Consider the following 25,855-nt stretch of genomic DNA (forward strand, 5'->3'; position numbering starts at 1 on the left):
AACAATTGCCTGCATCCCTCTGAGGAGCCTCAATCCGGCTTATCGTCCTTAAACATCCGCCAGCCGCTGATCATGGTGGAGATCAGACTTTGACGTGACATGATGTCTTCACGAATTGCCACATAGACATGGATCATAATAAAAGTGATCAGATACCACATGCCCAGGCGATGCCAGGTATGCACATCCTGACTCTGGCCAAACAGCGGGATCACCCAGCCAAACAACGTATCCTGCCAGCTTCCCTGCCCGGCACCTTCACTGTAAAGCGCAAAGCCTGTGAAGATCATAAAGATCATGCCGAGGATGAAGAAAAAGAACATGCCCAGTTGTGCCAGCGGGTTGTGACCGATGTACTTCTTGGGCGTCTTTTCCATAAACAGGTACCAGCGTACCTCGTGCCATACCTCTTTCCACCAGGCTTTCACAAAAAACTTGGGGAAGAACAGTTCACGGGAATGATGGTTCCCTACCAGTGCCCAGTACAACCGGCCGATAAAGCCCACGGTTACCACGTAAGCCGCGGCAAAGTGGGCAAAGCGAATGTAACCCATCAGGAAATTATCGCTGGCTTCCCCCGGTAAAGTGGGTAAAGGCTGACCGATAAAATACCCCGTCACGCACAGCGTGATGATGGAAAACACGGTTATCCAGTGCCATAAGCGCACTGGCGCCTCATAAACATAGACCGCGGTTTGACGGCGGGTGATAACCTTCTCATCACCACTGTGATGGTTATCCGTAAGCTGACTTCTCTCAACAGCTTTGCTTTTCACTGACGTAGACATAATTGAGTCTCCAGAGAGAGCAACAGAGTGCTCTCTTAACGAATTTTCACTTTAGTCAGTTCCTGACCGTCTTCACTCATTACGTGTGTGGAACAGGCCAGACACGGGTCAAAGCTGTGTAAAGTTCGCAGGATTTCAACCGGCTCATCAGGGCGCTCCATGGGCGTATTAAGCAATGACGCTTCAAACGCACCGATATTGCCTTCTGAATCACGTGGAGAACCATTCCAGGTAGTCGGTACCACTGCCTGATAGTTTTCAATTTTACCGTCTTTAATCTTAATCCAGTGACCCAGTGCACCGCGCGGCGCCTCGTTGGTGCCCACACCCTTGGCTTCTTTCGGCCAGGTTTTTGGATCCCATTTTTCCACATTGGCGGTAGAGGTATCACCGTTTTTAATGTTATTGACCAACTGATGCCAGTCATCCAGCATAGAGTCGACACACAGCTCAGAATCCAGTGCTCGCGCCAGGGTTCGGCCCAGCGTTGAAGGCAGGAACTGTTTTAAACCGAGGTCCATACCAGTGGCCTGGTTAAACGCCGACAGTGAGCGGTCAACTTGTTCCTGAACGTACTCTTTGCCAGAAGCATAAGCCACGATGTAGCGAGACAGCGGGCCCACTTCCATGGCATGACCTTTCCAGCGCGGTGATTTAATCCAGCTGTACTTAGCGCTTTCATCAAGCTCTTTAATATTTGTTTTGGTGCCTTTAAAGTTTGGCCCCAGTTCAAATTTCGCTTCTGTTTCACCGTCCCAGGGGTGCAGGCCTTTAGCGCCGTTAGCATACTGATACCAGCTGTGGTCCACGAACTCCTGAATTTCATCCGGATTACGCACATCCACCGGGTGTATCTCATCCCAGTTGCCATTGATAATCGCGCCAGCCGGAATGAGGTCGGTGGATTTATCGCCCGGTACCACTGTGTGCGTACCATAACTCAGCACGTTAGAAGCAGCCAGACCGCCGCCGTACAGCCAGTCTTTATAAAGCGTTGCAATAGCAATCACGTCCGGAATATAAACGTTCTTAATGAAGGCTTCGGCCTCGCGAATACGCTCCAGCACAAAGTTCAGGCTGGTCATATTGACTGGCGCGCCGGATGAGCCGGTACCGTCGAGATTAATCGCACATGGCACACCGCCAACCATAAAGTTAGGGTGTGGGTTCTTACCGCCGAAGATAGTGTGGATCTTAACGATCTCTTTTTGCATATCCAGCGCTTCAAGGTAGTGCGCCACCGCCATCAAATCCGCTTCAGGCGGCAGTTTATAAGCCGGGTTACTCCAGTAACCATTAGCAAATAACCCTAACTGGCCGCTTTCGATAAACTTCTTAATGCGGGTTTGCACGTCGCGGAAATAACCCGGACTGGACAGTGGATGTGACGACGATATTTTCTGCTGTAGGGCAGAGGTAGCTTTCGGATCGGCTTTCAGCGCATTAACCGGGTTCACCCAGTCCAGCGCATGTAGGTGATAAAAGTGCACCACATGATCGTGGATATTCAGGGTCTTATCCATCAGATGCCGAATAAGGTGCGCATTTAACGGAATATCAATGCCCAGCGCATCTTCTACCGCACGCACACTGGTGAGTGCGTGACAACCGGTACACACTCCACAAATACGTTCAACGAATGCCCAGGCATCACGCGGGTCACGGCCTTTTAAAATGACTTCCAGACCTCGCCACATGGTGCCGGTGGATACCGCATTGCGGATAATGTTGTTGTCGTCAACGTTAACCTCGCAGCGCATGTGACCTTCAATACGTGTCACCGGGTCCACCACAATACGGCGGCCAGAACTGTCGAGTAATTTAGAATTTAACGGCGTGTTCATTATTCTTGTTCTCCCTTATGCTGCGCGCGTTTCACCGCACTAACGGCAGCATGGGCAGCAATCGCTGCACCTACACCACCAGCAACGGCAGTGCCTACTTCATCAGCGTTCGATTCGATACCGAACTGGTTAATGTCAGTCAGACGGTCATAGAAGGAACCTTTGTCCCAGAAGCCATCTTCGGAACAGCCGATACAACCGTGGCCGGCCTGAATTGGGAAGGACGTGCCTTCGTTCCAGCGTACGGTTGAACAGGCGTTATAAGTTGTTGGCCCTTTACAACCCACTTTGTAAAGGCAGTAGCCTTTTCGCGCGCCCTCGTCATCCCACTGTTCAACAAACTGACCGGCGTCAAAGTGCGGCCGGCGATAACATTTGTCGTGGATACGCTGGCTGTAAAACATCTTCGGACGTCCCTGACGGTCCAGTTCCGGTACCTTGCCGAAAGTCAGCATATAGGTAATTACGCCGGTCATTACCTCTGCAATGGGCGGACAACCCGGCACTTTAATGATGGGCTTATCTTTTATCACTTTATGAATAGGCACCGCCTGAGTGGGGTTTGGACGAGCGGCCTGAACGCAGCCCCATGAGGCGCATGAACCCCAGGCAATAATGGCCGCCGCGTCTTTGGCGGCATGCTTAAGCTGGTCAAGGAATGGCTTACCACCAACGATACAGAACATGCCGTCTTCATTCAGCGGCGGATTACCTTCTACAGCCAGGATGTACTTACCCTTATACTTCTGCATGGTCTCTTCAAGAATCGCTTCGGCCTGATGGCCTGCTGACGCCATTAACGTATCGTCGTAATCCAGTGAGATCATCGACAGTACAACGTCTTTCACCAAGGGGTGTGCAGAGCGAATAAAGGATTCAGAACAACAGGTACATTCCAGTCCGTGCAGCCACAGCACGGGGGTACGCTCCTTGGTCTCCATGGCATTGGCAATACGCGGTGCAAACGCAGGGCCCAGGCCTAATGCAGCAGCAGTCAGGCTACAATACTTCAGAAAACTGCGACGGGTAATCCCCTGTCGCCGCATGACTTCGTAAAAGGTCTCTAATTGGGACATTCGGTCCTCCGGCAGTGATACCGCTGAAGTTACACTTACCTCAAATTTGCACGGCCAATCGGTCTTGGTTTTTGTTCTGATGTAAGTTGCGTTCAGCTATTATTTTTCTAATAACACAGCGTGGTGTTTTGTTAGTACGCACAAATCAGAATGCAAACAACAGACCAACCACAAAAACCATTTATTTTCATAAAGTTAGAATAAATCGAGAGAGAGTTACCTGAAGTCTACTTACCACTAGAAGAGGAAAGCGGAAAGTCTGTTTACACTGTGTTAACGGTGTTTCCAGACAGTAATTAATGAGGGGATGGCAGAGCAGAAGCTATGCCGGATAAAGCTGATTTTATTGATTTTTTGCCAGAGCAACCAGGGCCTGACCAAAGGCTATCCCGCCGTCATTCGCCGGCAATTGCTGATGCGTAAGGACTTTAAAGCCACTTGACTGCAAGGTATCCTGCAGCGCCTCACTAAGCAGCAGATTTTGCATCACACCACCGGATAACACTACGGTAGTAAAGTCGTAAGCCGCTTTTAACTTTAGCGTCATCTCACTAAGCGCAATCACCAGCCCTTTATGAAAAGCCATTGCCATTGCAGCTTTGCTCCGTCCCTGGCGTAAATCCGTTATAATCTGCTGCCACATCGCCTGAGGCACTACTTGATTATCAGTAATCCTGAGATGATAAGGTTCAACATCTTCCTGGCAGGTCTGAGCCAGCGATTCCAGCCGGATTGCAGCCTGCCCTTCGTAGGTGATTTGTGCCGGGGCGCAGCCAAGCGCCGTCGCAACGGCGTCAAACAGCCGGCCTGCAGAGCTACTCAGCGGGCAGTTTAACTGCATTGTCAGCATTTTTTCGAAGCTGTTGCACATGGGGTCTGCAAACTGTGGGCAAATATCGGTCATTTCTGCCAGTTGCCCGGCAGTGAAGCATTGTCGGAGCTGAGCATACAGCGACCGCCAGGGTGACTTGATCGCCTGAGCGCCACCAATTAAGGGGACCGGCGCTAGTGAGGCTATCCGTTTCATGGCAGCATAACCACCATATAAAAACTCGCCGCCCCACAGGGTCTCATCGGTGCCGAAACCGGTGCCATCCAGGCATATTCCGAGTACTGCATCGCCGGCCAGCGGATACTGATTGTCGCCCAGACAAGCGCCAATGTGCGCATGGTGATGCTGTACCCGGGTAAGGTGATTGCCCTGCTCTTCCAAGCTTACACCATGTTTTGTGGACAGATACTCCGGATGCATATCACAGACGTAATGTTCAGCAGCGTTTTCGTACAGCTCGCGATAAAGCTGCAAGGTGTGCAAATATTCATCGAACGTACTGGCATCGTGCAGATCGCCAAGATGTTGGCTAATCACCGCCCGGCCATCCTTAATCAGACACAGGGTATTCTTTAACTGGCCGCCCAAAGCGATAAGCGTCTGCCCGGCAGAGAAACCTGATGGTAACGGTAAGCTGGCAGGCGCATACCCGCGCGCGCGGCGCAGTATTTGTGTACCGTATTTACCCGCCACCACCACCGAATCATCCAGGCGGTTGTGGATTGGCCGATTGTGCAACAGCAACACATCGGCAATGTTATTTAACTGAGAGCGAGCCGCATCATTGGTGATCGCCTGGGGTTCCCCGGAACGATTGCCACTGGTCATTATCAGTGGAAAGTCTACCTCTGCCAGGAGCAGATGATGTACCGGCGAATAGGGTAACATCACACCGATTTTCGTATTGTCAGGGGCAACCGATGGCGCAATTTTATATTGCTCCGGGTTTTCCTGCCGGGACAACAGCACAACCGGCGCAGCAGGATGCGTTAACAGCGCCTCATCCTGCTCGTTAACTCTGGCAAACTGCCTGATTGCCTCAATATTCGAGGCCATTAATGCCAGCGCTTTATGGGGGCGCTGTTTTCGTTCACGTAATCGTTTCACTGCCTGTTCATTAGTGGCGTCACACGCTAAGTGAACCCCGCCAATCCCCTTTATCGCTACGATTTGACCATCCCGTAATGCCTCACCGAGGGCCTGAAACGGCGTCTCACTGGCGACTGGCTCACCACCGGGTGTTTCCAGCCAGCAATGAGGGCCGCAATCAGGGCAGGCATTTGGCTGGGCATGAAAGCGGCGATCGGCCGGGTTGTCATATTCCTGCTGACAAGCCGCACAAAGGGTAAATTCCACCATGGTGGTGGAGGCACGGTCGTAGGGAATTTGCCGGATAATACTCAGCCGCGGGCCGCAGTTGGTACAATTGATAAACGGATAATGATAACGGCGATCACCAGGCTGGAACAGCTCTGAAAGGCAATCCGGGCAGGTAGCGGCATCCGGTGCACAGCCGGTAGTAACGATCCCCGACTGAGATACGTCTATTGCAAAGGATGAAAATACAGGTAAATCCAACGCCTCTTGATGCATTGCATCAATCCGGGCCAGTGGCGGTAACTGCTGCAACATCAGCTCAGCAAACTCACCAGCCTGCGCCGCACTGCAATTAAGCTCAACTATAACGCCACCGGTATCGTTGAAAACCCGCCCGGTGAGCTTTAACTCTGTTGCCAGACGCCAGATAAACGGGCGAAAACCCACGCCCTGAACAATCCCGTTAACGCGTAAGCGCATTCCTTTGCTGTGTGGCATTAATGCACCGTGCAGGCCATACAGGGATCGAAAGAGCGGACAATATGTTGTACCGACACCGGTGTTTTCTCACCGTTCATTACCGGCGCGCCAACGACCGCCTGCTCCAGCGCACCGGGCTGTTCGTGTTGATCCCGGGGCGAAAAATTCCAGCTGGTCGGGGCGATGATCTGATAGTTACTGATCTTACCGTTTTTCACTTCCAGCCAGTGACCTAAGGCGCCCCGAGCTGCTTCAACCAGGCCAACGCCGGAGGTCTCGGCGGGCATTTCACCGTGATGACAAAAGGGCGCTGTAGGATCAATTTGCTTAACCCACTCTTCCATTTGCCCTACCACAATGGCCACTTCAAGCAGTCTGGCCACCACCCGGCTTAACACATTGCCACCATGGCGGCTTATCATGTCTCGCATCAGCGGGTGACCGTTAACTACCTGTCGCGCCAATGGCCCGACTTCCACCACCTCGTGACCTAAGCGGGGCGCCTTACACCAACTGTATCCCGCCTCGTTATCCAGCGTTGGCTGGGTAATTCCCTGCGCCGGCGGATGCGGATGGTCGGTGTCACTCATCCAGCTATGGGAGTGATCTTCGACTATTCGGGCGATATCCAACGGACTTGTCTGGCCATCTCTGTAGCTGCCAGCAGCCCACATCGGCTCATCAAGAGCACCATAAGCGCCGAAGCTGAGAAAATGATCCGTTGCCCTGCCAAGCTGGTGTAATTGTTGTACTTCAGCCACATGCAAAAAACGGCGGAAGTCAGAGCTGTGCCAGGGCTTTTGCTGATACCACTGCCATAATTCGGCTTCGCTTTTAAGCTGACTAATGGTGGTCAGACTATCGCCAAATAAAGTACTTTCGAGAAAACGCTTAAACCCGGCAACGATGGCCAGTAAACGCATGCGCTCTTTGGGCTCAATCGCTTTGGCTACCCCACCCGGCTGTAAACTCAGGGTGTGTGGCCACTTGCCGGCCATCAGCCCCATCAGGTGCAGAAAATCGGCCCGAGCTGGCAACATCTGCGTTGAGGCAGAGCCTGCAGTGGCTTTAAACCGCCCCTGAATATCACCAAACCAGCTAGCGCCAGCGTATGTGTCGCGGGCAAAATCGGGCATAAAAAACAGATAAAAATGCGTGATCAGATCGGTAATGTTTTCACTTGCCAGCACTAAGTTGGTACACAGCTCGCCGTTTTTCGGCATACTCAGTCCCATGGCATCAGCTAACGCCCGGGCACTGGCCACCGACTGGGTAACCGAGCAAATACCACAGATCCGCGGCGTATAAACCAGCGCATCCATGGGTTTGTGGCCCAGTAAAATTCGTTCAAACCCACGATACAGCGGCGAGTTTACTTCAGCTCGCTGCACTTTATCTTCGCCGGTTTCCAGGGTGATTTCCAGGTCCCCTTCCACGCGATTAAAGGGGCCTGCGACAATTCGGCTCATACTGCTACTCTCTGACTGCACATACTGATGGTTCAGCCTTTGCGTTTATGAATGGTGGGCGGATAAATTAGCTGCTCGGCAATGGCATTCTTTTTTAACCGTTCAGGCGTGGCCGCTTTAGACAATTGCGCCAGGGCAACAAACCATGCTTTGGGCATATCGGTTGGCAGGCCAACCGGGATCCCGGCAATTTTGGGCGTTTGGCAAAAACTGTGGCCCGGTTCTTCAAATTCGGGGGCGGTGCAATTAATACACGGGTAGCCACCGTTGGTACAGGAGCCCTGGCCATTCCAGGGCCGGCTGTTACAGTCAGCATGCGCCTGGGTGCCTTTACACCCCATATTTTCCATCATGCAACCGCGATCGCCCATATCCACCGCACTGGCTTTATATTCATAGAATTCGTTGCGGGAGCAACCATGATGCACCAGGTGATCGGCGTACATACGCGGACGACCAAACTTATCGAGTTGCTCATCATTGTGCTCACCCAGCGCTATGCTCATCAGGGTTTCGGTAACCCAGTCAGGGTGCACCGGACAACCGGCGATATTAACCACCTGATCGCCACTTTGCGACGTAAAATCCTTACCCAGCAGACCGCCCGCCATTTCGCCATCAAATTGCAGGCCCGTGGCATCAGTATCATTGGCACCAGCTGCCGTAATACCTCCGTAGGCCGCGCAGCTACCAACGGCAACAGTGTAGCGGGCAATATCCGCCAGCGCTTTTACCCACTCAATCATAGGTTTGCCGGTACCGCCCAATATGTGAAACTTACCGGTGCCCATGGGGCCGGTCATCATAGAGCCTTCGATACAAAGAATATCCAGAATAATGTCACCGGCCAGGATCCCCTCGAGCATGGCAATACACTCATCACCGGTGGCTTCGCTTAATGATGGATGCCAGAGCAGATTGATGCCCGCATTTTCAAACAGGGTCAGGACATCGGGGGATTCGGCATTGAGTAACGACATGGAACAGCCGCCGCAACCACCGGATTGCAGCCATAACAGATTAAGCATCAGCGGACTCCCGGTTAGGTAAAAACAGGCTAGCGATTGCACCGCCATCGATATGATTGTCGATGGATAATTCGCCATTATGTTGCGAAACGATACCATAACTAATTGATAAACCTAAGCCTGTTCCCATTCCAACTGGTTTGGTTGTATAAAAAGGCTCAAAAATTTGCGGCGCATCGTCGGCGCTGATCCCAGATCCGGTATCCCTTATGGTCAATAACACGCCATCATTATCTGCACTGGCATTGATGGTTAATCTGCGCGTCTCGGAAGCAGCCATGGCATCTACCGCGTTTTCGATCAGGTTGACCACGACCTGATGGATCTGCCCGGCATGGCCATAAGCTTCCAGTGGTCGGGGAATGTTGTCTACCACCTCAACCGCAAAATCACTTTCTTTCATTATCCAGTGTAAAGCGGTATGCACCGCGTGACTGAGGTCGAAAGACGCTTTCTCCGACACCTGCGCAGACGAGAACTGACGTAAATCATTGACGATTTCTTTTACTCTGTCTGCGCCTTCCATGGTGCCATCCACCAGCGAATTGAGATCTTTGATGGCCTTTTCCAGACGCATGTTTTCACGCATCTCGCGCAGCGCGTCACGGCTTTCACCGCTGGCTACCGCATCAAAGTAAGTGCTGAGTTTATCGGTGTAACGACGTAACACGTGCATGTTGCCATACACAAAGCTGATGGGATTGTTCAGCTCGTGGGCTACACCTGCCACCAGACGACCCAGAGAAGCCATTTTTTCTGACTGAATAAGTCGTTGCTGGGCGAGCTGTAATTCAGCATGGGCAATATTAAGCTCTTTATAGGCTCTTTGCAGCTCACCAAGAGGGCGTCCTACCAGCACCATGCCCACAGACTTACCGCGGTGATTTAAGCGCGCCGTACAATTTACCGATAACGGTACACTGCCCGACTTGCCCTGTAATTCCAGCTCGTAGTCGCGCACAGACTGAGCACGCAGGCGTTCGTAAAAGCCCTGTACCTTGTCGTGCAACTCCGGGGCGATAAAGGTTAAAATAGAACGACCAATCAGAGCCGATTCAGACTCCCCCACCAGCTCGGTTAATGCCCGGTTTACGCCTTCAATGATACCGTCGTTATCACACACGACGAGCACATCGTTCATAGCACTTTGAATACTGTCAGAAAAGCTTTTGGCCTCTTCCAGCTCAACGTTTTTTTCTTCGACTTCGACCTGTGACTGCACCAGATCCGCATAGGCTTCATCCATTTTCTGGATGACACTTACCCAGGCATCTTCATTCTGAATGGCTTGTACCGGATTGAAGTCTAAAGAGTCTGACATATCTGCAGCGTGTAATTATCTATACAGGCACTATACCTGACGGGATTCGGCCCGCAAGGCTGACAAGGCATTTTCTCGTTAAAAGCAGGGCGGATTGCTCGCCCTGCACGGTATTCCCGGCGAACGATTAAGGCCTTGGACGGAACATAACCTGCCCGGTTTTATTAGCAATTTCCACCTGCGCGACTTTTTGATAAAAGCCGTCAGAAAAGAACGTTTCATATTTAGGTACTGTCACAAATACGCCCACCCCTTCTGAATCACGATGCTCAAGTAAGACACTGTCGATAGCCCGCATCAGCAGATGACCAAGACCGTGTGACTGATAGTCCGGATGCACCGCAATGAACGACAGCAGATGATACTTTTCAGCTGGCATGGCAGAACGAATTTTTTCCTCTTTCTCGAGCATTTGCCGGGTGCCGTAATACCCGGTGGTCAGCAGCATTTTTAACCGCCAGTGCCAATAACGCCCAGCCCCTGCAGCATTGTCTGGCCCCGTGAGGCAGGCAACAGACAATAATCGCCCCTCATCAAACAGGCCAATAATGGGTTGCTCGGCTTCCCAGAATGCGGTGAGTTCTTCGCGAATAGCCGACCGTAACCGCGATTCGTAGCCTTCTTTTTCACTCTGGAATATTTGTAAAAAAATTGGATCGTCGTGGTAGGCGTTGTAAATGATGGATGCAGCCACTTTCAGATCTTCCGCTGATAAGTATGCTGCTCTGATTTTATCCAGGTTTTGTTGGATTTCCGCTTGTACCATAGCCTGTCTCCCGTGTTGTGGTGATGCGTAAACGCCTGTTTTGCGACCCGGGCCGCCCTCTCACTCAACCGCTCAGCGCTGCCGCTGAACAACAGCAAACTGAAAACAACAAGATTGGTCTTAAGAGATACGTAATAGACGCACAAAAAGTGCATCAGTTCCCCACTCTAGCCGAAAAAATAACACCATGTAAATATACCGTTAACAATATTTATACATTTGAATAAGTTTAGCGATGATAATTGAGTACAGTGATCGGGCAGGTAGTGCAACGAGCCATCATTAATGATGGCCGGCCAGACAGCAACAAGCCCGATAAACGGGATGTTTATCGGGCTTGTCAGTAAGTGTAAACGGTGGGCGGATTAGATTTTACGGACCGCTTCTTCACCCCAACCAATTAAGCGATTATCTTTGAAGACCAGGGGAGTACACTCGTCCTTGGTGGTGATACCGTCGTCCTCGGTACGCTGCGTGCGATAGTAAAGAATCCGGTAAACGTGATCGCCCTCGCCTACCATTTCGTTGAAGTCGGCTACACCCATCTTACGGGTAACGTCTTCAAAGTGCGCATTCACTTCCAGATTGCTGATATGTTTACGATTATTATACTCACGCTGCTCCCAGCTGGCCTGGTAATGTTCTTTGTCATCACCTCCTACGGAAATGACACAACCAGACAGTAACATGGGTGCTACCAGAGCAGTACAAAGCATTAATTTTTTCATAGTGGTTCCCTGTTGAAAAATAATAAGTCACTAATGAACTTCAGGTAATCAAGAATGAGGCCAACTATAACTTATTGAATTTTAAAGAAATTAAAAAATAACCACTTGGCGGCGGTGCTAACTATCGGTATGATTAGCGAAATTTTCGTTGTTTTGACTAACTGACTAAAGGCCAAGCCCGCCTGGTGTGTTGGTCACCAGTAAAGAGTAAATGCATGTCCTCTAAAGAAAACCATAAAACCCTGGTCGAAATCTGCCATTTATTGGCGGCCGAGGGCTTAACGCCGGGTGTAGGCTTATTGCGTGGTAAAGCGCCTTTCAAGGTAAGCGTGCTGGACGCCATTGAGGCGATAAAGGTCTTTAATCAGCAGAATGTGCAGGTCAAAGCCCAACCCAAAACACCGGGCGACAAAGAGCGCATCGCTGAGCTGGAAAAACGGGTGGAACAGTTAGAGCAGGCCCTCGCGGTGATGGAGAGCCGGCTGGCAAAGCTCAGTTAAACGGCTGGCGTCAGGCCATCAATAAAGGTCGCCAGATCAGGTGCCAGACAACGAGTGGGCAATTTCCCCACCTGTTCCAGTACTACCTCACCTGAGGCATTATCTACAGACAAAATAAAGTCGTCTTCATCGGTTAAGCCAAAAAATAACGTGGGCGGCTGTTTTAGTCGCTGCTTCATTAACAAATGGCCAATCAGGTTTTGTTGTAGTCGCTCGAAGTCCTCTTCACTGCAAACCTGCAATAATTCACAGTTGCCTTGTTCAGCCTTAACCGGCAGATTAAAACTCCAGTAAGTGGTAAAGAATTTGCAAAATTGCTCGTTCAGCGTGATGTGCAAGGCGTTTTCGATATTGGCAAAGGTATATTCACCTTCCATCGGCACGGGCTGCCAGGTGCAGGGCTCTCCCTGGCTGGCGTTCCCCACATAACAGGGGGATGCTAATTCCGCTTCAAACTCAGTGGTCATCAGCGCGGGATGAGACGCTGCCGCTTGTTGTAAATCGCGCATTAACTTATGCAATGATTGTTGAACTATATTCTCCATTGCGATTCCATATCAGGTATACTAAACCTCTATAGTAAAGAATTTATGGCACTTTAAACACCAGCTTGGCATATTGAATGCGCGTGCCATGATTAATCAGTGGTAAAAAGTTACAGGACAGCATGACAGTAAAGCACTCTTCGTCACCGTCTCTTCCCGCCAACCTGACACTGGGTCAAAAGGTTGACTACATTGAACAGTACACGCCTGAGCTGTTGCAAGGTGTGCCGCGCTCGCTAAGCCGTGAACAAATTGGCGTTTCACAGCCCCTGCCTTTTGGCGGTGTGGATATCTGGAACGGTTATGAGCTTTCGTGGCTTAATCCGAAAGGCAAACCGCAGGTCGCCATTTTGCAATGCCAGGTGCCAATTGATTCGCAAAACCTTATCGAGTCTAAGTCTTTCAAGCTTTATCTGAACAGCTTCAATCAGTCGGTATTTGGCAGTGCAGATGAAGTGGCCCGACACTTAAGCAAGGATTTATCGGCCTGTGCCCAGGCACCGGTTAAGGTGCAATTATTCAGCGCCGGTCAGTTTGGCGCCCTTCACCTTGGTGAACTCGACGGCACCGTGATTGACGATCTGGACATTGAAATCAATGCCTATGAGCCGAGCCCGGAGCTGCTCACAACCGGCGACCAGCAGGTTTCTGAAACCCTGGTGAGTCATTTATTAAAGTCTAATTGCCTGATCACCAGTCAGCCTGACTGGGCCAGTGTGCAAATTCATTACGAAGGCGCGGCTATAGACCACGCCGGACTGCTGGCTTATCTCATCTCGTTTCGCCGGCATAATGAATTTCACGAGCAGTGTATCGAGCGAATTTTTTGTGATTTAATGAATCGATGCAAGCCGCACAAGCTAGCAGTCTATGCGCGCTACACCCGCAGAGGCGGATTGGATATCAACCCGCTACGGGCGAATTTTGATTTCAATGTATCGAACAATCGGTTAGCCCGGCAGTAGCATGCCGGCGGTTATTTTTGGTTAATAAGGAGCTTGCATAACACATGGAAGCGAAACAACTCCAATCGCTGCGTGCTCACAGCGAGCAACTCGCAGGATTTATAGTCCGGCTCACCAGTTACTATGAGGGGCTATCTGCAGAGATTGATAAAGAGTTACAGTCCCTGCGCGGTCATTTAAGTGGCAAGATTGATTTCACTCTGGCCACCTTATCTATGAATAAAGTCAGCCAGCTAATTATGCTGGAGCCCTACTCAGTAAAAACCCTGACCCAGGCCTGGATACGCCAGCTGGAAGAAGATATCCAGGCATTTCAGCGTCTGGTGACTGAGCCAGCGGCCCGTAGCCAGGCAGCCAAAGCCAGTAGCGCTTTGAAAAAGCCCATTAACGGCATCAGTGCCGTGCTACCGCTCTATCAAAAGGTATTAAAATGCTATCAATCCGGCATGGGCAATGCTGAAGAGTCGGCGCCTGACAACCAACCCAATAATCGAACGGTACAACTTAAACAAAACCTCATCGATGAACTCGGTCAGCTGGTACAAACCTATATCCGGGTCAACCCGGAGGATGACTACCTCGCTTCCCTGCAGGAAAGGCTTGGCCAGGGGCTTACCGAAGAAGAGTTACTCAATAGCTGCCTGATCCTGATCCGGGTAATGGTTCAGGAAACCCTCACCGAGGCCAATACGGCCGGTAAAATTATTCAGCGACTGAATAATGCCCTGGGTAATATTAACGGTGATGTGCAGTCCAGTATCTCAAAAAGTGCCGAGAGCTTTGAGGCGCGCCAGTCGCGCAATCAGGAATTGCGAAATGTGCTGGAAGACATGGAAGACGCACTGGAAGGCGAAAACAATATCGACGACTTAAAGCAGCAGGCGCAACACTATCTGGGTCAGATGGCTAACTCACTTAGTGCTGGTGAAGAAGCCGAGCGCCAGGAGCAGGAAGGTCTGATGTCACTACTGGTTTCAATGCAACAACAGCTTTCGTCGCTGCAAAAACAAACCAACTCATACCGTAAAAAGCTGGTTGAGCAACGTATAAACATGTACACCGACCCGCTCACCCGGGTGCCTAACCGCATGGCTTACAATGAACGGGCTTCAAAGGAGTGGGATCGCTGCCAGGCGCAGAACAGGCCACTGAGTATTGCGGTGGTCGACGTGGATCACTTTAAACGGATCAATGATAAGTACGGCCACGCCGCCGGTGATAAAACACTCCAGGCCATAGCCCGCCACCTTAAAACCAACCTGACCAGCAGCGAGTTTATGGCACGTTGGGGCGGTGAAGAATTTATAATACTGTTGCCCGATCATGCCAGTGACAAACTGTTAAATCGCCTGAATGAGTTGCGCGAGGGGCTGGCTAAGCTACCCTTTAAATTTAAACAAGAGCGCCTGACAGTCACAGCCTCCATCGGCGGTACCCAGTGCCGTACCGGTGAAAAGCTCGACGCCGCCTTCGAGCGGGCCGATAAAGGGCTATATAAAGCAAAATCCGATGGTCGGAATCAGGTGGTCATTCAGGATAACGAATGAAAAAAATTCAGCTAAACCCTGTAGGTTGGATGAGCCAACTCTCCCAACTTGAAGTCAGCAAGCTTGAAGACACCACAAACAGTAATCTGTATCAGCTCTTTCGTAACTGCTGCCTGGCAGTACTTAACAGCGGTGTGGATGAAGACAACTACGAAATGTTATTTGCTCCGTACGAATCATTCGACATTCGGCTGATTAAACGGGAACGGGGCGTCAAACTCGAACTGATAAACCCGCCGGAAGTTGGCTTTGTCGACGAGCGATTAGTAAAAGGTGTTCACGAGCATCTGTTCTCAGTGTTACGCGACATGCTTTACATGGGCAACAAATACGCCTTTGTACACGAGAACGCTCCTCAGGACAGTGGCAGCATTACCGATATGGTGTTCGATATGCTGCGTCATGCCAAAGTCATCGAACGCAACAACGAACTCAACACAATAGTATGCTGGGGTGGCCATTCCATTGGTCTTAAGGAATATAAATACACCAAGGAAGTAGGCTATCAGTTGGGTCTGCGCGAAATGAATATCTGCACCGGCTGTGGACCAGGGGCCATGAAAGGCCCCATGAAAGGCGCCGCCATTGGCCACGCTAAACAGCGCTATCGTGACGGCCGTTATATTGGCATCTCCGAGCCCAGTATTATTGCCGCCGAGCCACCCAACGCCATTGTTAACGAGCTGGTGATCATGCCTGACATTGAAAAACGTCTGGAAGCCTTCGTTCGCATAGCCCACGGCATTATTATCTTCCCTGGCGGCGTAGGCACCGCTGAGGAACTATTGTATTTACTTGGTATTCTTATCCATGAGCGAAATGCCCAGCAGCCTTTCCCGGTAATATTAACCGGCCCGGCTGGCAGCGAGTCTTATTTTGAGGCTATCCACGAGTTCGTGGGCGCTACCCTGGGGCCCAAAGCACAAAATCGCTATCAGATTGTTGTGGACGATCCGGTGGAAGTTGCCCGGGTACTTGGCCAGGGCGTTAAAAAGGTTGAGCAGTTCAGACTGGCCATGGGTGATGCGTTCAGTTTTAACTGGTCACTCAAAATCGAAGATGACTTCCAGCAACCTTTTAATCCCACCCATAAATCCATGGCGGCGCTAAATCTGCATCGGGATCAACCGTTGTCTGATTTGGCGAATAACTTACGCAAAGCATTTTCGGGGATTGTGGCAGGTAACGTGAAAGCCGAAGGCATTCGCCAAATCCGCGATTTTGGCCCGTTTAATCTGTCTGGTGAAGCTGATTTAATGGCTCGCATCGACGCCTTGCTGAAATCCTTTGTGGCCCAGCAACGCATGAAATTACCTGGCACGGAATACCGGCCCTGTTATAGCATTAACCGTGATTCATAATCAGTAACATTGTTAAGGCTGACAGTGTCGCTTTTATTGGATAGACTACTATTGCTGAGGTCCGGCAGGGCCAGAATGAATTAACCAGTAAAACGACAAAGATAAATGAACAGTAAAGCAATCCGACTTATATTGATCGGCGTAGCCTCTTACGCGGTCCTTGCTTTTTTACTCATCGCCTTTTATCCGGACAAACCGGAGAATATGGACTGGCAGGACCGGGAAGAGTATAACAAAGTGCAGATTTCCAAACTGGAACTGGGGATTACCCGTGCCGAGGTAATGGCTTTACTGGGCACGCCGGATATTACCGAAGCCAAAATGCAGGATAGCCGTGAAATCCAGGTCATGTTTTACCGTACCCAGCATGTTCGTGCCGACGGTATGACAACACAGGATGAATGCACGCCGCTTTTATTCGAAAACGAAGCCCTGATTGCCTGGGGTGACGGGGCTTATCAAACCTATCTGAGTAGTTAGTTAATTTGACGGCCATGCTGGCAGCCTTGCAAGAACTGGTGCGAGACAGCGAGGCGCTGCCGCCTCTGCCAGCCCGGGAAGCCGCTCACCTTTCCCGCTATCTTGATGTTAGCGCCCGCTGGCTCGATTTTGCTCAAGCTCATCTTCCACTGCTAACGGTAATTGGCAGCCGCCCTTTCAGCTCAACTGAGCCGACGAAGCATTTATGGCTGCGCCATACCTCATTGTATTTACTGCTCTGTTTACGCAATCGGGTGAATCATCACACCCAGCAGCAAGGCGTTTCGGCGCTGTTGTCTTATTATCAGTTAAAACAACAGTCATTACTCAATAAACAGCGTCTGAGCAGTGCAATTAAACAACTTAGCCGTTGCGGCCAGCAATACTGGGCTGCGCATATTCTGCCCGCTCGCAATCGCCCGCCCCTCTACAACGATTGTTTTGATATTGCCTGGTTATGGCAACGCTACCTGTTGCGGGCTCCGGGCAGCGACTTTAACGATATTCTGGTCAAGCTGGCGATGACACTTCCGGTCACCGGACAACAACTCTTGCATGCCCTTACAGACTATCCCGGACTCCTTCACGAAGGCTTAATAACAGCCTCCGGACAGCATATCGGGCCGGTGATGAGTCAACTAACAGATCAGGTGCTCATTTACTCAAACACTGAGGAGCGTTTTTGCTGGCTGGCCAAAAAGCAGGTTCGCCTGATGCGCAAACAATCCCTTAGTGTTGAACACTGGGCCAGCCTGTACAGCAAACTGGACGAACAACCGGAAGAAGGTGAAGTGATACGTCCTGGCGATCATGGCTGGGCACTACCTGTTAGTTACCCGACATCACGCCCGCCGCTTAGCCTGCAAACACTGTTAAAAGCACTTAATGATCCGGACATCGCGGTCGACAAAATAGTCGCGATGGTGGAGGTTGAGCCGGCTTTCAGTCATTTTCTGACCGATGCTGCATCAAAGGACAACCGCATGCAGTTACCGGTGCAGAATGTAAAGCAAAGTATTCTCACCTATGGCCTCGAAAGAGTCGGTCATATGCTTGTGCAGTACGCCCTTTTTCAGCGTTTAACCCAGCACTGGTTTCCGTTACTCGACTGGTATTCACGATTGGCTCAGACAGCCATTTTGCTTAGCAGCGAACTGGCTAATGAGAGTGGCCGGATAACCCCACAATATGCCAGCCTGGTGACCACCGTCGCCCTGTCGCCATTGTTTACGTCGGCGCAGGAAAAAGGCAAAACAGCGGTAAAACACAACGATCAACGGCTGTTTGATGTCACAACACTGCTGCAAAATAATACCGGGCAAGGTAACAGCGCCACCCGACAGCGCCTGATTTCACTCGCCAGCGCCTGGGAGCAGGACAAAGGTCAGTCACGATTGATAGCCTGCTGTGGCCGGCTGCCTCAGGAAGTTCCCGGATTATTGCGCCTGCCCCATTGTATAAGCGGATTGAGCCTTATCTGGGCCCGACAATGGCTGCTCGGACACAAGCCCTGCGCACAGACGACCGAGTTTATCCAACAAACCCAACAGGCATTCCCTCAACTGATTGCATTGCAATCGCAACTGCAGCCCAAGGTCAGTCATCTGCTCAATTGCCCGTTAACATAGCCAGCAATCAGAGGGCCTTAATAAACGCTGTTTATAAGCACTATGGCCTATTTAACTACTCATTTAGTCTTGCATCATATACACTTATGCCTGTGTAAAGACACCCTACAATTGATTACAAAAACGCCAGAGAAAAACCCTCTTGCGCAAAAATTACGCTACACTTATCAAAAAGCAAACGACCTAACGAATCAGTAAAAGTTATTAAGGATCTCTGATGACTCAACAACGCATTACTGTCATCCGCGGAGATGGTATCGGCCCGGATATTATTGATGCAGCAACGCAAATTTTAGATAAAGTAGGCTGTGACTTTGCCTATGATTACGCTGATGCCGGCCTGATGGCGCTGGAAAATCATGGCGAGCTATTACCTCAGGAAACGCTCGATCTGATCGCCAAAAACAAGGTGACCCTGAAGGGCCCACTGACCACCCCGGTTGGCGAAGGGTTTACTTCAATCAATGTAAGCCTGCGTAAGCAGTTTCAGCTCTATGCAAACGTGCGTCCGGTATTGTCTTTTAAAGGGACTAAGGCGCGTTACGAAGATATCGATATTATTACCGTGCGCGAAAATACTCAGGGCATGTACTCTGGTCTGGGGCAGGTAGTGTCTGAAGACGGAACCGAAGCTGAAGCGCGCAGTAAAATTACCCGTGAGGGTGCGGAAAAAATTGTGACTTTCGCCTACGAATTAGCCCGTCGCGAAGGCCGCAAGAAAGTGACCGCTGTACATAAAGCGAATATCCTTAAATCGACTTCAGGCTTGTTCCTGAAAGTCGCTCGCGAAATTGGTGAGAAATACCCGGATATCGAGTCTACTGAGATGATCGTAGACAACGCCTGTATGCAGCTGGTAATGAATCCTCACCAGTTCGACGTCATTGTTACCACTAACCTGTTTGGTGACATCCTGTCAGACCTGTGTGCCGGTCTGGTTGGCGGCCTGGGTATGGCACCTGGCGCCAACATCGGTGGTGAATGTGCTATTTTTGAAGCGGTACATGGCTCAGCACCAGACATCGCCGGCAAAAACCTGGCTAACCCTACCAGCGTGATCCTGGCTTCTGTACAGATGCTTGAATACCTGGGCATGGCCGACAAAGCTGAGGCCATCCGTTCAGCCCTGAAAGATGTGATTGAAAGTGGCGATCGCACTACCCGCGATCTGGGTGGCCAGCACGGCACTACCGAATTCACTCAGGCAATGCTGGAACGTTTGTAACCTGCATCTCGATTTCACTTAATGATAAGCAAGTCTTCGGACTTGCTTTTTTTTGTCTGGATAATACCAATCGGCATAGAGGTTTACCCTCTCAGAGTGAGTCAAAACGACTTAGATCACGACGCGTTCTCTGCGGCATAGTCATTCTATGCCCAGAGGGCGCAACACAGATGTAAGTCGTTTTGGCCACTCCCATCGGGCAAGGCTGGCAGGCTTTCTGGCGTTGTTACGCTTGCTTGATTTGGAACCACCAAACCTGTGCAACCAAGCCTAGCCACAAAACCTGCCAGTCTTGCTGAGAGGGTAAACCTCTATGCGGATTGGTATAAAGTGAACTATTTTTGTTGTTGTCTCGAATTAATGAGAGCAATAAGGAGAAAGTCATGTCTCAAACCACGCAAGACAATAGCATAGCCAATATGGCAGCGGTGCAAACCGCCATCGCTAATCAGGACAGTGCTGAGCTTAAACAATTGCTTGGCGGGCAAACACTCGACCCATTACAAAAAGCTTATCTTAAGGAGCTGGCGGAAATAGGCAGCGACAACCAAATCCGGCAAATTATCGACAATACGCCTCAAAAAGGTGATACCTAAACGTAGCTAAATGCCGGCAGAGTGTGCAATGATGAGAGCCTGGTCATTATATGAGTGAAGTTATGTCAGACTCCCAATCACAACGTCGTCGTTTTTTGTTAACAGCGGGCGCTGCCGCCGGTGCCGCAGCGCTGGCACCGGCATCAGCCGTTTCGGCCGGCGAAGTAACTCTGCCGACGATTCGCCACAGCGTATTTTTCTGGTTAAAGAATCCGGGTGATCAGGCCGATCGGGATGCCCTTATCGCGGGCCTGAAGACACTGGCTGGCATAGAAACGGTGAAAGGCATACAGATAGGCGTACCGGCATCCACCGAGAAACGCGACGTGGTCGACAACAGCTTTGACGTATCCGAGATGTTGTTATTTGATAATGTGGAAGGGCAAAACAGCTACCAGACCCACCCCATTCACCTGAAGTTTGTGGAAGACTGCGAACACCTCTGGCGAAAGGTGGTCGTTTACGACTCCATTGCTGTATAAGTAAGCTGTTCGGGCTACGCTTAATGCCAATTCAATCAGGTAGTCAGGCTCAGCCTCATCATTAACAGCCGGTTACGGGCTTTTTGGGCTGATATCCAGAGGCAGGGTAAAGGCAAATTCCACTCCCTTCTGTGGCGCCGACTTAAATGTTAAGTCGCCCTTAAGCTTATTGGTTGCCAGCGCTTTAACTATGGACAACCCCAAACCACTGCCGCCCGCTTCTCTGCGAGTGGTAAAGTAGCGTTCAAAGACAGCTTGCTGATCTGTTTTGGGTATACCGATCCCATTGTCACGATAGATTAATTTCAATGCCCCGCTATGAGAGTCTATTTCGCTGTATAAGGTGATTTGCTTCTTATCGATGCCGGTAAAAGCATGGTTAATCGAATTAAACACCAGGTTGGTGATAATTTGCGACAATGCACCAGGGAACGACCACAGCACACAATGGGGTATTTTTCCGACTTTCAGTTCGATGCCATAACGTCAGAGTTCCGGCATAAGACTGTTTGTCGTACTGTTAAGGACCGACTCCAATTCAAACCGAACAGCCTGGTCGGCGCCCTGATTTACGGCATTGGCTTTAAAATCCCCAATCAGCTTCACCGCTCTTTGCAGATTAAAAGCCAGCAAGTCCGCCACATCTTGCGACTCCTCCACAAAATGACGAAAAAATGATTCGGTAAGCTTGCCTGAAGAAAAATGCTTGTTGAGCTCGTTGAGTGACTCATTTAAATGAGACACCCCGGTAATAGCCACCCCAAGCGGGCTGTTGATTTCATGGGTAACACTGGCCACCAGCCTGCCCAGGCTCATCAAGCGTTCCTCTTCGGCAAGGGCTTCATAGGTTTTAGTTTGCGGTAGCGGCGCTGTTGAAAAGGTTTCCACTGAAAATAATGGCGACTCGCTAATGCGGCAAATGGTGGGTAGCAAGCTTTCTACCATATGGCATATCGCCTTCAGTTCATTGCCTTCGGGCTCCTCACCGCCTAACTCAAACACGCCCATATAATCTTCGCCACAGCCACACAACCAATGGTGTATCCAGGGCACGGATAAGGTTTCTCTGTCGGCTAAAAGAGCATGACTATAGTTGGTAGCGCTACTGCATACCCGTAGGTGCTGAGCGGTGGTTAGCTGCTCAATATACTGTTTGGTTGCTGCCGTTGGCGACCGCCATGGGTATTCCCGCGAAGGGTTATTCCGCCCTGGCACGATGGGCATCCAATCGGCACTGTTAGTGGATAGCACCCATAAGGTACAGATAAACTCTTCCGGCAGTCGCTGTTGCAGGCCATCAACAGCATATTGCAACAGCGTAGTACTTTCGGTGTGACTACGGATGAGCCCAGCCCATTCATACGTCCAGTCTAAGCGTTCTGTACTCATTGAAGCCCTTCCCTAGTCCGGATAGCGATTACGGATTTCCCAGAAGTCCTCGAAGTTATCGAGCAGTAAATCAACCAGTCTTGGGTCAAAATGCTCGCCCTTTTCCTTAAGTAGCTCTTCACGAATGGTTTCTTTGGCCCATGGTTCCTTATAACAACGTTTGGAACCAAGTGCGTCAAACACATCCGCCAATGCAGCAACCCGCCCGGCAATCGGAATATCCGAGCCTTTTAAACCCAGCGGATAGCCCTTGCCATTCCAGCGCTCATGATGGGTCATACAAATCATGGCCGCGACTTTGAGAATGGGCTTGGTCGATTTTCTGAGGATATCGTGACCCACTGCAGCATGGGTTTTCATGGTTTCCCATTCTTCTAAATCCAGCTTGCCGGGTTTGTGCAGAATGCGATCTGGAATGGCCACTTTACCAAAATCATGTAACGGTGCAGCCCGCTTGATAACCAGACATTCCTCTTCTGGTAAACCATATAACTGGGCCAGGCGATAACTCACCAGCGATACCCGTTTTACGTGGGCCCCGGTTTCCTTACTGCGCATCTCAACCGCATCTCCGAGCAGATAGACCAGCTCGCGCTGGGTATCCAGAATTTCTTCGCCCTTGAGTAAACTTGCGTAGGTCAACGCAACATTAAAGCAATAGATATCGAGTAATTCCTGCTGCGCATCGGTTAGCTTACCGTTGGTGTCAACATACAGCAGTGACTGGTAACCACTTTCGGTTTCGGTATAAAACACATAGCCTTCCTCGCTATACAGCGACCGGCCTTCTTGCAGGGCTTTGTCGAATAAGCGCTGCACCGACTCAGGTAACCCTTCAGAGTCATCCCTGGCAATTACGTCGGCCATTGAGCCGGTGGCCGCCAGGATCCGTCGCTGACCATCAAAACCTCGCTCAGAAAAAGTTGTGCAATACACAGCGCTGGAGTCGAGCTGTAACAGGTTCATGATCTCTTTTAAAACCGCCGTCGCAAACTCGCTCATGGAACTCGGTTTGAGCATTTTACTGGTACTTTCAATTACCTGGCGTAGTCCTTTACGGTGGCTATCAATAGTCTGAATATCCCGGAAAGAGCGCAAGCCGCTATACATCAGGGTTTTAAGTTTCTGACTGGTTAATTCGGTTTTTTCTTTATAGTCGTTAATGTCATAACGTTCGATCACTTCATGTTCCGGGGCCTGCCCGGGCTGCCCGGTTCGCAGCACCAAGCGAACCAGGTGGTTACCCAGCTCATTCCGAACCTTATGTACCAAATCCAGCCCGGCATGATCGGTTTCCATCACTACATCAACCAATGCCAGTGCGATATCTTCATTGTCGGCAAAAATTTGCAGGGCTTCCCGGGCTGAGTAGGCATGTAAAAAACGGATCCGCTTGCCATCAAAACGAAACCGTTTAAGGGTTAAATCGGTAACCTTATGCACTTCGACTTCATCGTCAATGATCAACACGGTATAACCGTACTCCGCATCCGCCTGATCAGTTGGTACTTGTTCGGCCGATGATGTTTGCAATGCAAAAAGTGGGTTGGATATCACTGTTGACCTCTCACTTATTCAAGTCATGTAATTCAAAGGTCAACGCCAGACCTTCATCAACAAATATATTTAAGTCGCTGTTCAATTTACCTTTAACCAGATTGTAAACCACGCTCAACCCCAGGCCGGCGTTGCCGGCCCCACGGCAGGTGGTAAAAAACGGATCAACAATGCGTTCCAGTAAGGCTTTTTCTACGCCGGTGCCATTGTCTTTAAACAGCAGTAAATGGGTATTAGTATTTCCCTGAGTGTAGGGAAAGGTAATGCTTATCTCACAGTGCTTTTGTTCGGGCTTAAAAGCATGGCTTACCGCATTGCTGGCGAGATAATTGAGAATGTCCAAAATGACATCCGGATAAGTGTAAACCATCGCACTCTTATCAATATTAGCGTTTATCGTTACCAGAGAGCCCGGGTATTCATTATAAAAACGAACAATAAACGAATCGACCAGATCGGCCACAACCACGGGTTCAGGAGTCAGGTTGGCATCGGAGCTGATTACATCGACTTTTTTAAACCGCGCGACCAGTGCCGATGCTTTATGCATATTGTTCAGTGACAAGCTGACCATTTCATCCCCGGTCTCCATAAACTCTTTAAAACGCTCAGCATCAAGACAGCCATTATCGTAATCCTTGCGCAAGTCTCCCATCATCTCCTGTAAGTGGGACATGCTGGTGATACCTATACCCAAAGGCGTATTCACTTCGTGAGCAACACCGGCAACAATACCGCCCATTGCCGATAGCTTTTCATTTTCCACCAGCCGCTGCTGGGCAAACTGAAGATCTTCGAATGCCGTTTGCTTTTCGCGATTGGCCAACCTTAATCGCTGTGCCTGTACCACCAGGTAGACAACCAGCAAACTTAAAGTAAATGCCGCAATCGGGATAATCGAATAGGCGGCTTTGTGATGGAACAGGTTGTTCTGATAAGTCGACACCAACCACTGCCGATTAAAAAAATTCAGGGTAGCGACAAAGTCACCACTGGTGACATCCTCGGCACCATTTATCATCTGATTGTGCTTGCTGAAAACCAGGATGGGTAAACCTGATTCACGCTCAAACAAGGAGTAACCATTGTTTATCTGGTTATTCAGCGTTTGTTCAAGAGTGAAGCCAGCATCTATCAATATGCCCACAAAGCCCTGTTGCTCGGCTACCCGCTGTATAACAAATGTGTAATAGTGATCATTGCTTTTCAGTTTAAATATTGGTGAGGCAACAGCCCTGCGAGTATCCGAAAGACGCTTATAAAGTTTATTAATGTCGGCTTTTTCGAGCAGATCATAAGAGCTCAGCCCGGCCACAGAACTTGCTCCCTGCCAATAGGTTTGCAATAACGACTGCTCTGTTTGATTATCAGGTTCCGCCAGGTAGGCCATGGCAACAATATTACCAAACTGACTCATCACCAGGTTGGTGTAACTGGCAAATTCATGGGCTTCTACCGACTCAGACGAGCGAAAAAGTTGTGCCAGCGAGCGCAGCGCATAAGCGTTGTAATCAAGCTCCCTGCTTAATGTATCGATAAATTCCTGCATTGGGGCCTCGAAGCTGACTACCTGATCCTGTTTCAATAACGTTTGGCTAACCAAGGTACCTATTATGGTAATCACTACTACGAAAATTCCCCCAGCAAAAACGTGGTGAGCTGACTGGGCATTGATGATTTCCTGGATTTTTAATAACTATAGTTTAGGAATGTAAAGAGAGGTAATTTGAGCGGGTGAAGAAAGCTCCCGGACAGGGCCATGCGGAACTGTTTCGGCCTGCAATCAGAAGTCCTCGGGCTATGGGCTGGTTCATTTAAAGCTAGCTAACTTCCGGAGAAAACAACTACAGCATTGATTTTTATACACTTTAAATGAATGAAATGAACGTTTAAGGGCCCAGTATCAATATTAAGTTTGATAATAATAAATT

General features: G+C 50.0%; 23 protein-coding genes. 9 read left to right on the forward strand and 14 right to left on the reverse strand.

The features are described from left to right. Positions 1–29 precede the first annotated feature (29 nt). From cybH to C6Y40_RS06305, 9 genes are all read right to left on the reverse strand, one after another. Complete coding sequence (cybH, locus tag C6Y40_RS06265) at positions 30–788, reverse strand: Ni/Fe-hydrogenase, b-type cytochrome subunit (RefSeq protein WP_071978378.1); 759 nt, start codon at positions 786–788, stop codon at positions 30–32. Positions 789–823: 35 nt separating this feature from the next. Then, positions 824–2,632, reverse strand: coding sequence for a nickel-dependent hydrogenase large subunit (locus C6Y40_RS06270; protein WP_020745479.1), 1,809 nt, complete (start codon positions 2,630–2,632; stop codon positions 824–826). Next, complete coding sequence (locus C6Y40_RS06275) at positions 2,632–3,708, reverse strand: hydrogenase small subunit (RefSeq protein ID WP_020745478.1); 1,077 nt, start codon at positions 3,706–3,708, stop codon at positions 2,632–2,634. The genes C6Y40_RS06270 and C6Y40_RS06275 overlap by 1 nt, the downstream gene beginning before the upstream one ends. 343 nt (positions 3,709–4,051) lie before the next feature. Then, on the reverse strand, positions 4,052–6,355 hold the full coding sequence (gene hypF / locus C6Y40_RS06280) for a carbamoyltransferase HypF (protein ID WP_071978377.1): 2,304 nt from the start codon (positions 6,353–6,355) through the stop codon (positions 4,052–4,054). Then, positions 6,355–7,806, reverse strand: coding sequence for a nickel-dependent hydrogenase large subunit (locus C6Y40_RS06285; RefSeq protein WP_020745474.1), 1,452 nt, complete (start codon positions 7,804–7,806; stop codon positions 6,355–6,357). The genes hypF and C6Y40_RS06285 overlap by 1 nt, the downstream gene beginning before the upstream one ends. 32 nt (positions 7,807–7,838) lie before the next feature. Beyond that, complete coding sequence (locus C6Y40_RS06290) at positions 7,839–8,834, reverse strand: NADH-quinone oxidoreductase subunit B family protein (RefSeq protein ID WP_071978376.1); 996 nt, start codon at positions 8,832–8,834, stop codon at positions 7,839–7,841. Continuing rightward, positions 8,827–10,155: a PAS domain-containing sensor histidine kinase gene (locus C6Y40_RS06295; protein WP_071978375.1), complete on the reverse strand. Its 1,329-nt coding sequence runs from the start codon at positions 10,153–10,155 to the stop codon at positions 8,827–8,829. The genes C6Y40_RS06290 and C6Y40_RS06295 overlap by 8 nt, the downstream gene beginning before the upstream one ends. A gap of 127 nt (positions 10,156–10,282) precedes the next feature. Next, complete coding sequence (locus C6Y40_RS06300) at positions 10,283–10,921, reverse strand: GNAT family N-acetyltransferase (protein ID WP_020745470.1); 639 nt, start codon at positions 10,919–10,921, stop codon at positions 10,283–10,285. A gap of 365 nt (positions 10,922–11,286) precedes the next feature. Further along, on the reverse strand, positions 11,287–11,649 hold the full coding sequence (locus tag C6Y40_RS06305) for a DUF3192 domain-containing protein (RefSeq protein WP_020745469.1): 363 nt from the start codon (positions 11,647–11,649) through the stop codon (positions 11,287–11,289). Between the two features lie 215 nt (positions 11,650–11,864). On the opposite strand from C6Y40_RS06305, the gene C6Y40_RS06310 reads away from it, so the two are divergent. Continuing rightward, positions 11,865–12,149, forward strand: coding sequence for a hypothetical protein (locus tag C6Y40_RS06310; RefSeq protein ID WP_071978374.1), 285 nt, complete (start codon positions 11,865–11,867; stop codon positions 12,147–12,149). Here C6Y40_RS06310 and syd read toward each other — a convergent pair. Further along, complete coding sequence (syd, locus tag C6Y40_RS06315) at positions 12,146–12,694, reverse strand: SecY-interacting protein (RefSeq protein ID WP_071978373.1); 549 nt, start codon at positions 12,692–12,694, stop codon at positions 12,146–12,148. The two genes, C6Y40_RS06310 and syd, sit on opposite strands and share 4 nt — an antisense overlap. A 122-nt stretch (positions 12,695–12,816) precedes the next feature. Here syd and queF point away from each other — a divergent pair, with 122 nt between their 5' ends. The 8 genes from queF (at position 12,817) to C6Y40_RS06355 (ending at position 20,978) form a co-directional block, all read left to right on the forward strand. After that, positions 12,817–13,659 carry an NADPH-dependent 7-cyano-7-deazaguanine reductase QueF gene (queF, locus tag C6Y40_RS06320; RefSeq protein ID WP_071978372.1) on the forward strand — a complete coding sequence of 281 codons (843 nt, stop codon included), beginning with the start codon at positions 12,817–12,819 and terminating at the stop codon, positions 13,657–13,659. A 44-nt stretch (positions 13,660–13,703) separates the two neighbouring features. After that, positions 13,704–15,206, forward strand: a complete 1,503-nt coding sequence (locus tag C6Y40_RS06325) for a sensor domain-containing diguanylate cyclase (RefSeq protein WP_105933850.1) — start codon at positions 13,704–13,706, stop codon at positions 15,204–15,206. Next, positions 15,203–16,567, forward strand: a complete 1,365-nt coding sequence (gene ppnN / locus C6Y40_RS06330) for a nucleotide 5'-monophosphate nucleosidase PpnN (RefSeq protein WP_105933851.1) — start codon at positions 15,203–15,205, stop codon at positions 16,565–16,567. Before C6Y40_RS06325 ends, ppnN begins: the two co-directional genes overlap by 4 nt. 105 nt (positions 16,568–16,672) lie before the next feature. Continuing rightward, on the forward strand, positions 16,673–17,047 hold the full coding sequence (locus C6Y40_RS06335) for a DUF3192 domain-containing protein (protein ID WP_105933852.1): 375 nt from the start codon (positions 16,673–16,675) through the stop codon (positions 17,045–17,047). A gap of 5 nt (positions 17,048–17,052) precedes the next feature. Next, entirely contained in the window at positions 17,053–18,675 is a 1,623-nt protein-coding gene (locus C6Y40_RS06340) for a hypothetical protein (protein WP_105933853.1), read from the forward strand. A gap of 217 nt (positions 18,676–18,892) precedes the next feature. Beyond that, positions 18,893–19,900 carry an isocitrate dehydrogenase gene (locus tag C6Y40_RS06345; protein ID WP_105933854.1) on the forward strand — a complete coding sequence of 336 codons (1,008 nt, stop codon included), beginning with the start codon at positions 18,893–18,895 and terminating at the stop codon, positions 19,898–19,900. 383 nt (positions 19,901–20,283) lie between these two features. Then, positions 20,284–20,496: a hypothetical protein gene (locus tag C6Y40_RS06350; RefSeq protein ID WP_105933855.1), complete on the forward strand. Its 213-nt coding sequence runs from the start codon at positions 20,284–20,286 to the stop codon at positions 20,494–20,496. A 62-nt stretch (positions 20,497–20,558) separates the two neighbouring features. Further along, positions 20,559–20,978: a Dabb family protein gene (locus C6Y40_RS06355; protein WP_105933920.1), complete on the forward strand. Its 420-nt coding sequence runs from the start codon at positions 20,559–20,561 to the stop codon at positions 20,976–20,978. Between the two features lie 72 nt (positions 20,979–21,050). On the opposite strand, the gene C6Y40_RS06360 is transcribed toward C6Y40_RS06355, so the two are convergent. Genes C6Y40_RS06360 through C6Y40_RS06375 form a run of 4 tightly spaced genes read right to left on the reverse strand, consistent with a single transcriptional unit; the run spans position 21,051 to position 25,548 of the window. Continuing rightward, positions 21,051–21,422, reverse strand: coding sequence for a sensor histidine kinase (locus C6Y40_RS06360; RefSeq protein WP_170308421.1), 372 nt, complete (start codon positions 21,420–21,422; stop codon positions 21,051–21,053). Positions 21,423–21,464: 42 nt separating this feature from the next. Then, a complete protein-coding gene (locus C6Y40_RS06365; protein WP_105933857.1) occupies positions 21,465–22,367 on the reverse strand; it encodes a sensor histidine kinase in 903 nt (300 codons plus the stop codon). A 12-nt stretch (positions 22,368–22,379) separates the two neighbouring features. After that, complete coding sequence (locus C6Y40_RS06370) at positions 22,380–23,924, reverse strand: DUF3369 domain-containing protein (RefSeq protein WP_105933858.1); 1,545 nt, start codon at positions 23,922–23,924, stop codon at positions 22,380–22,382. 10 nt (positions 23,925–23,934) lie between these two features. After that, the gene (locus tag C6Y40_RS06375) at positions 23,935–25,548 is read right to left on the reverse strand and encodes a sensor histidine kinase (RefSeq protein ID WP_146129514.1); all 1,614 of its coding nucleotides are present in this window, start codon (positions 25,546–25,548) and stop codon (positions 23,935–23,937) included. Positions 25,549–25,855: the final 307 nt, after the last annotated feature.

The organism is Marisediminitalea alba (assembly GCF_002993365.1).
GTDB classification, from domain to species: Bacteria; Pseudomonadota; Gammaproteobacteria; order Enterobacterales; family Alteromonadaceae; genus Alteromonas; species Alteromonas alba.

Excerpts from the sequence above, each read along its gene's own strand:
- queF (WP_071978372.1), top strand. The coding sequence starts at position 12,817 with ATGACAGTAAAGCACTCTTCGTCACCGTCTCTTCCCGCCAACCTGACA.
- C6Y40_RS06290 (WP_071978376.1), bottom strand. The coding sequence starts at position 8,834 with ATGCTTAATCTGTTATGGCTGCAATCCGGTGGTTGCGGCGGCTGTTCC.
- hypF (WP_071978377.1), bottom strand. The coding sequence starts at position 6,355 with ATGCCACACAGCAAAGGAATGCGCTTACGCGTTAACGGGATTGTTCAG.
- C6Y40_RS06305 (WP_020745469.1), bottom strand. The coding sequence starts at position 11,649 with ATGAAAAAATTAATGCTTTGTACTGCTCTGGTAGCACCCATGTTACTG.
- C6Y40_RS06345 (WP_105933854.1), top strand. The coding sequence starts at position 18,893 with ATGACTCAACAACGCATTACTGTCATCCGCGGAGATGGTATCGGCCCG.
- C6Y40_RS06335 (WP_105933852.1), top strand. The coding sequence starts at position 16,673 with ATGAACAGTAAAGCAATCCGACTTATATTGATCGGCGTAGCCTCTTAC.
- C6Y40_RS06270 (WP_020745479.1), bottom strand. The coding sequence starts at position 2,632 with ATGAACACGCCGTTAAATTCTAAATTACTCGACAGTTCTGGCCGCCGT.
- C6Y40_RS06310 (WP_071978374.1), top strand. The coding sequence starts at position 11,865 with ATGTCCTCTAAAGAAAACCATAAAACCCTGGTCGAAATCTGCCATTTA.
- cybH (WP_071978378.1), bottom strand. The coding sequence starts at position 788 with ATGTCTACGTCAGTGAAAAGCAAAGCTGTTGAGAGAAGTCAGCTTACG.
- C6Y40_RS06325 (WP_105933850.1), top strand. The coding sequence starts at position 13,704 with ATGGAAGCGAAACAACTCCAATCGCTGCGTGCTCACAGCGAGCAACTC.
- C6Y40_RS06365 (WP_105933857.1), bottom strand. The coding sequence starts at position 22,367 with ATGAGTACAGAACGCTTAGACTGGACGTATGAATGGGCTGGGCTCATC.
- C6Y40_RS06300 (WP_020745470.1), bottom strand. The coding sequence starts at position 10,921 with ATGGTACAAGCGGAAATCCAACAAAACCTGGATAAAATCAGAGCAGCA.
- C6Y40_RS06355 (WP_105933920.1), top strand. The coding sequence starts at position 20,559 with ATGTCAGACTCCCAATCACAACGTCGTCGTTTTTTGTTAACAGCGGGC.
- ppnN (WP_105933851.1), top strand. The coding sequence starts at position 15,203 with ATGAAAAAAATTCAGCTAAACCCTGTAGGTTGGATGAGCCAACTCTCC.
- syd (WP_071978373.1), bottom strand. The coding sequence starts at position 12,694 with ATGGAGAATATAGTTCAACAATCATTGCATAAGTTAATGCGCGATTTA.
- C6Y40_RS06350 (WP_105933855.1), top strand. The coding sequence starts at position 20,284 with ATGTCTCAAACCACGCAAGACAATAGCATAGCCAATATGGCAGCGGTG.
- C6Y40_RS06285 (WP_020745474.1), bottom strand. The coding sequence starts at position 7,806 with ATGAGCCGAATTGTCGCAGGCCCCTTTAATCGCGTGGAAGGGGACCTG.
- C6Y40_RS06295 (WP_071978375.1), bottom strand. The coding sequence starts at position 10,155 with ATGTCAGACTCTTTAGACTTCAATCCGGTACAAGCCATTCAGAATGAA.
- C6Y40_RS06275 (WP_020745478.1), bottom strand. The coding sequence starts at position 3,708 with ATGTCCCAATTAGAGACCTTTTACGAAGTCATGCGGCGACAGGGGATT.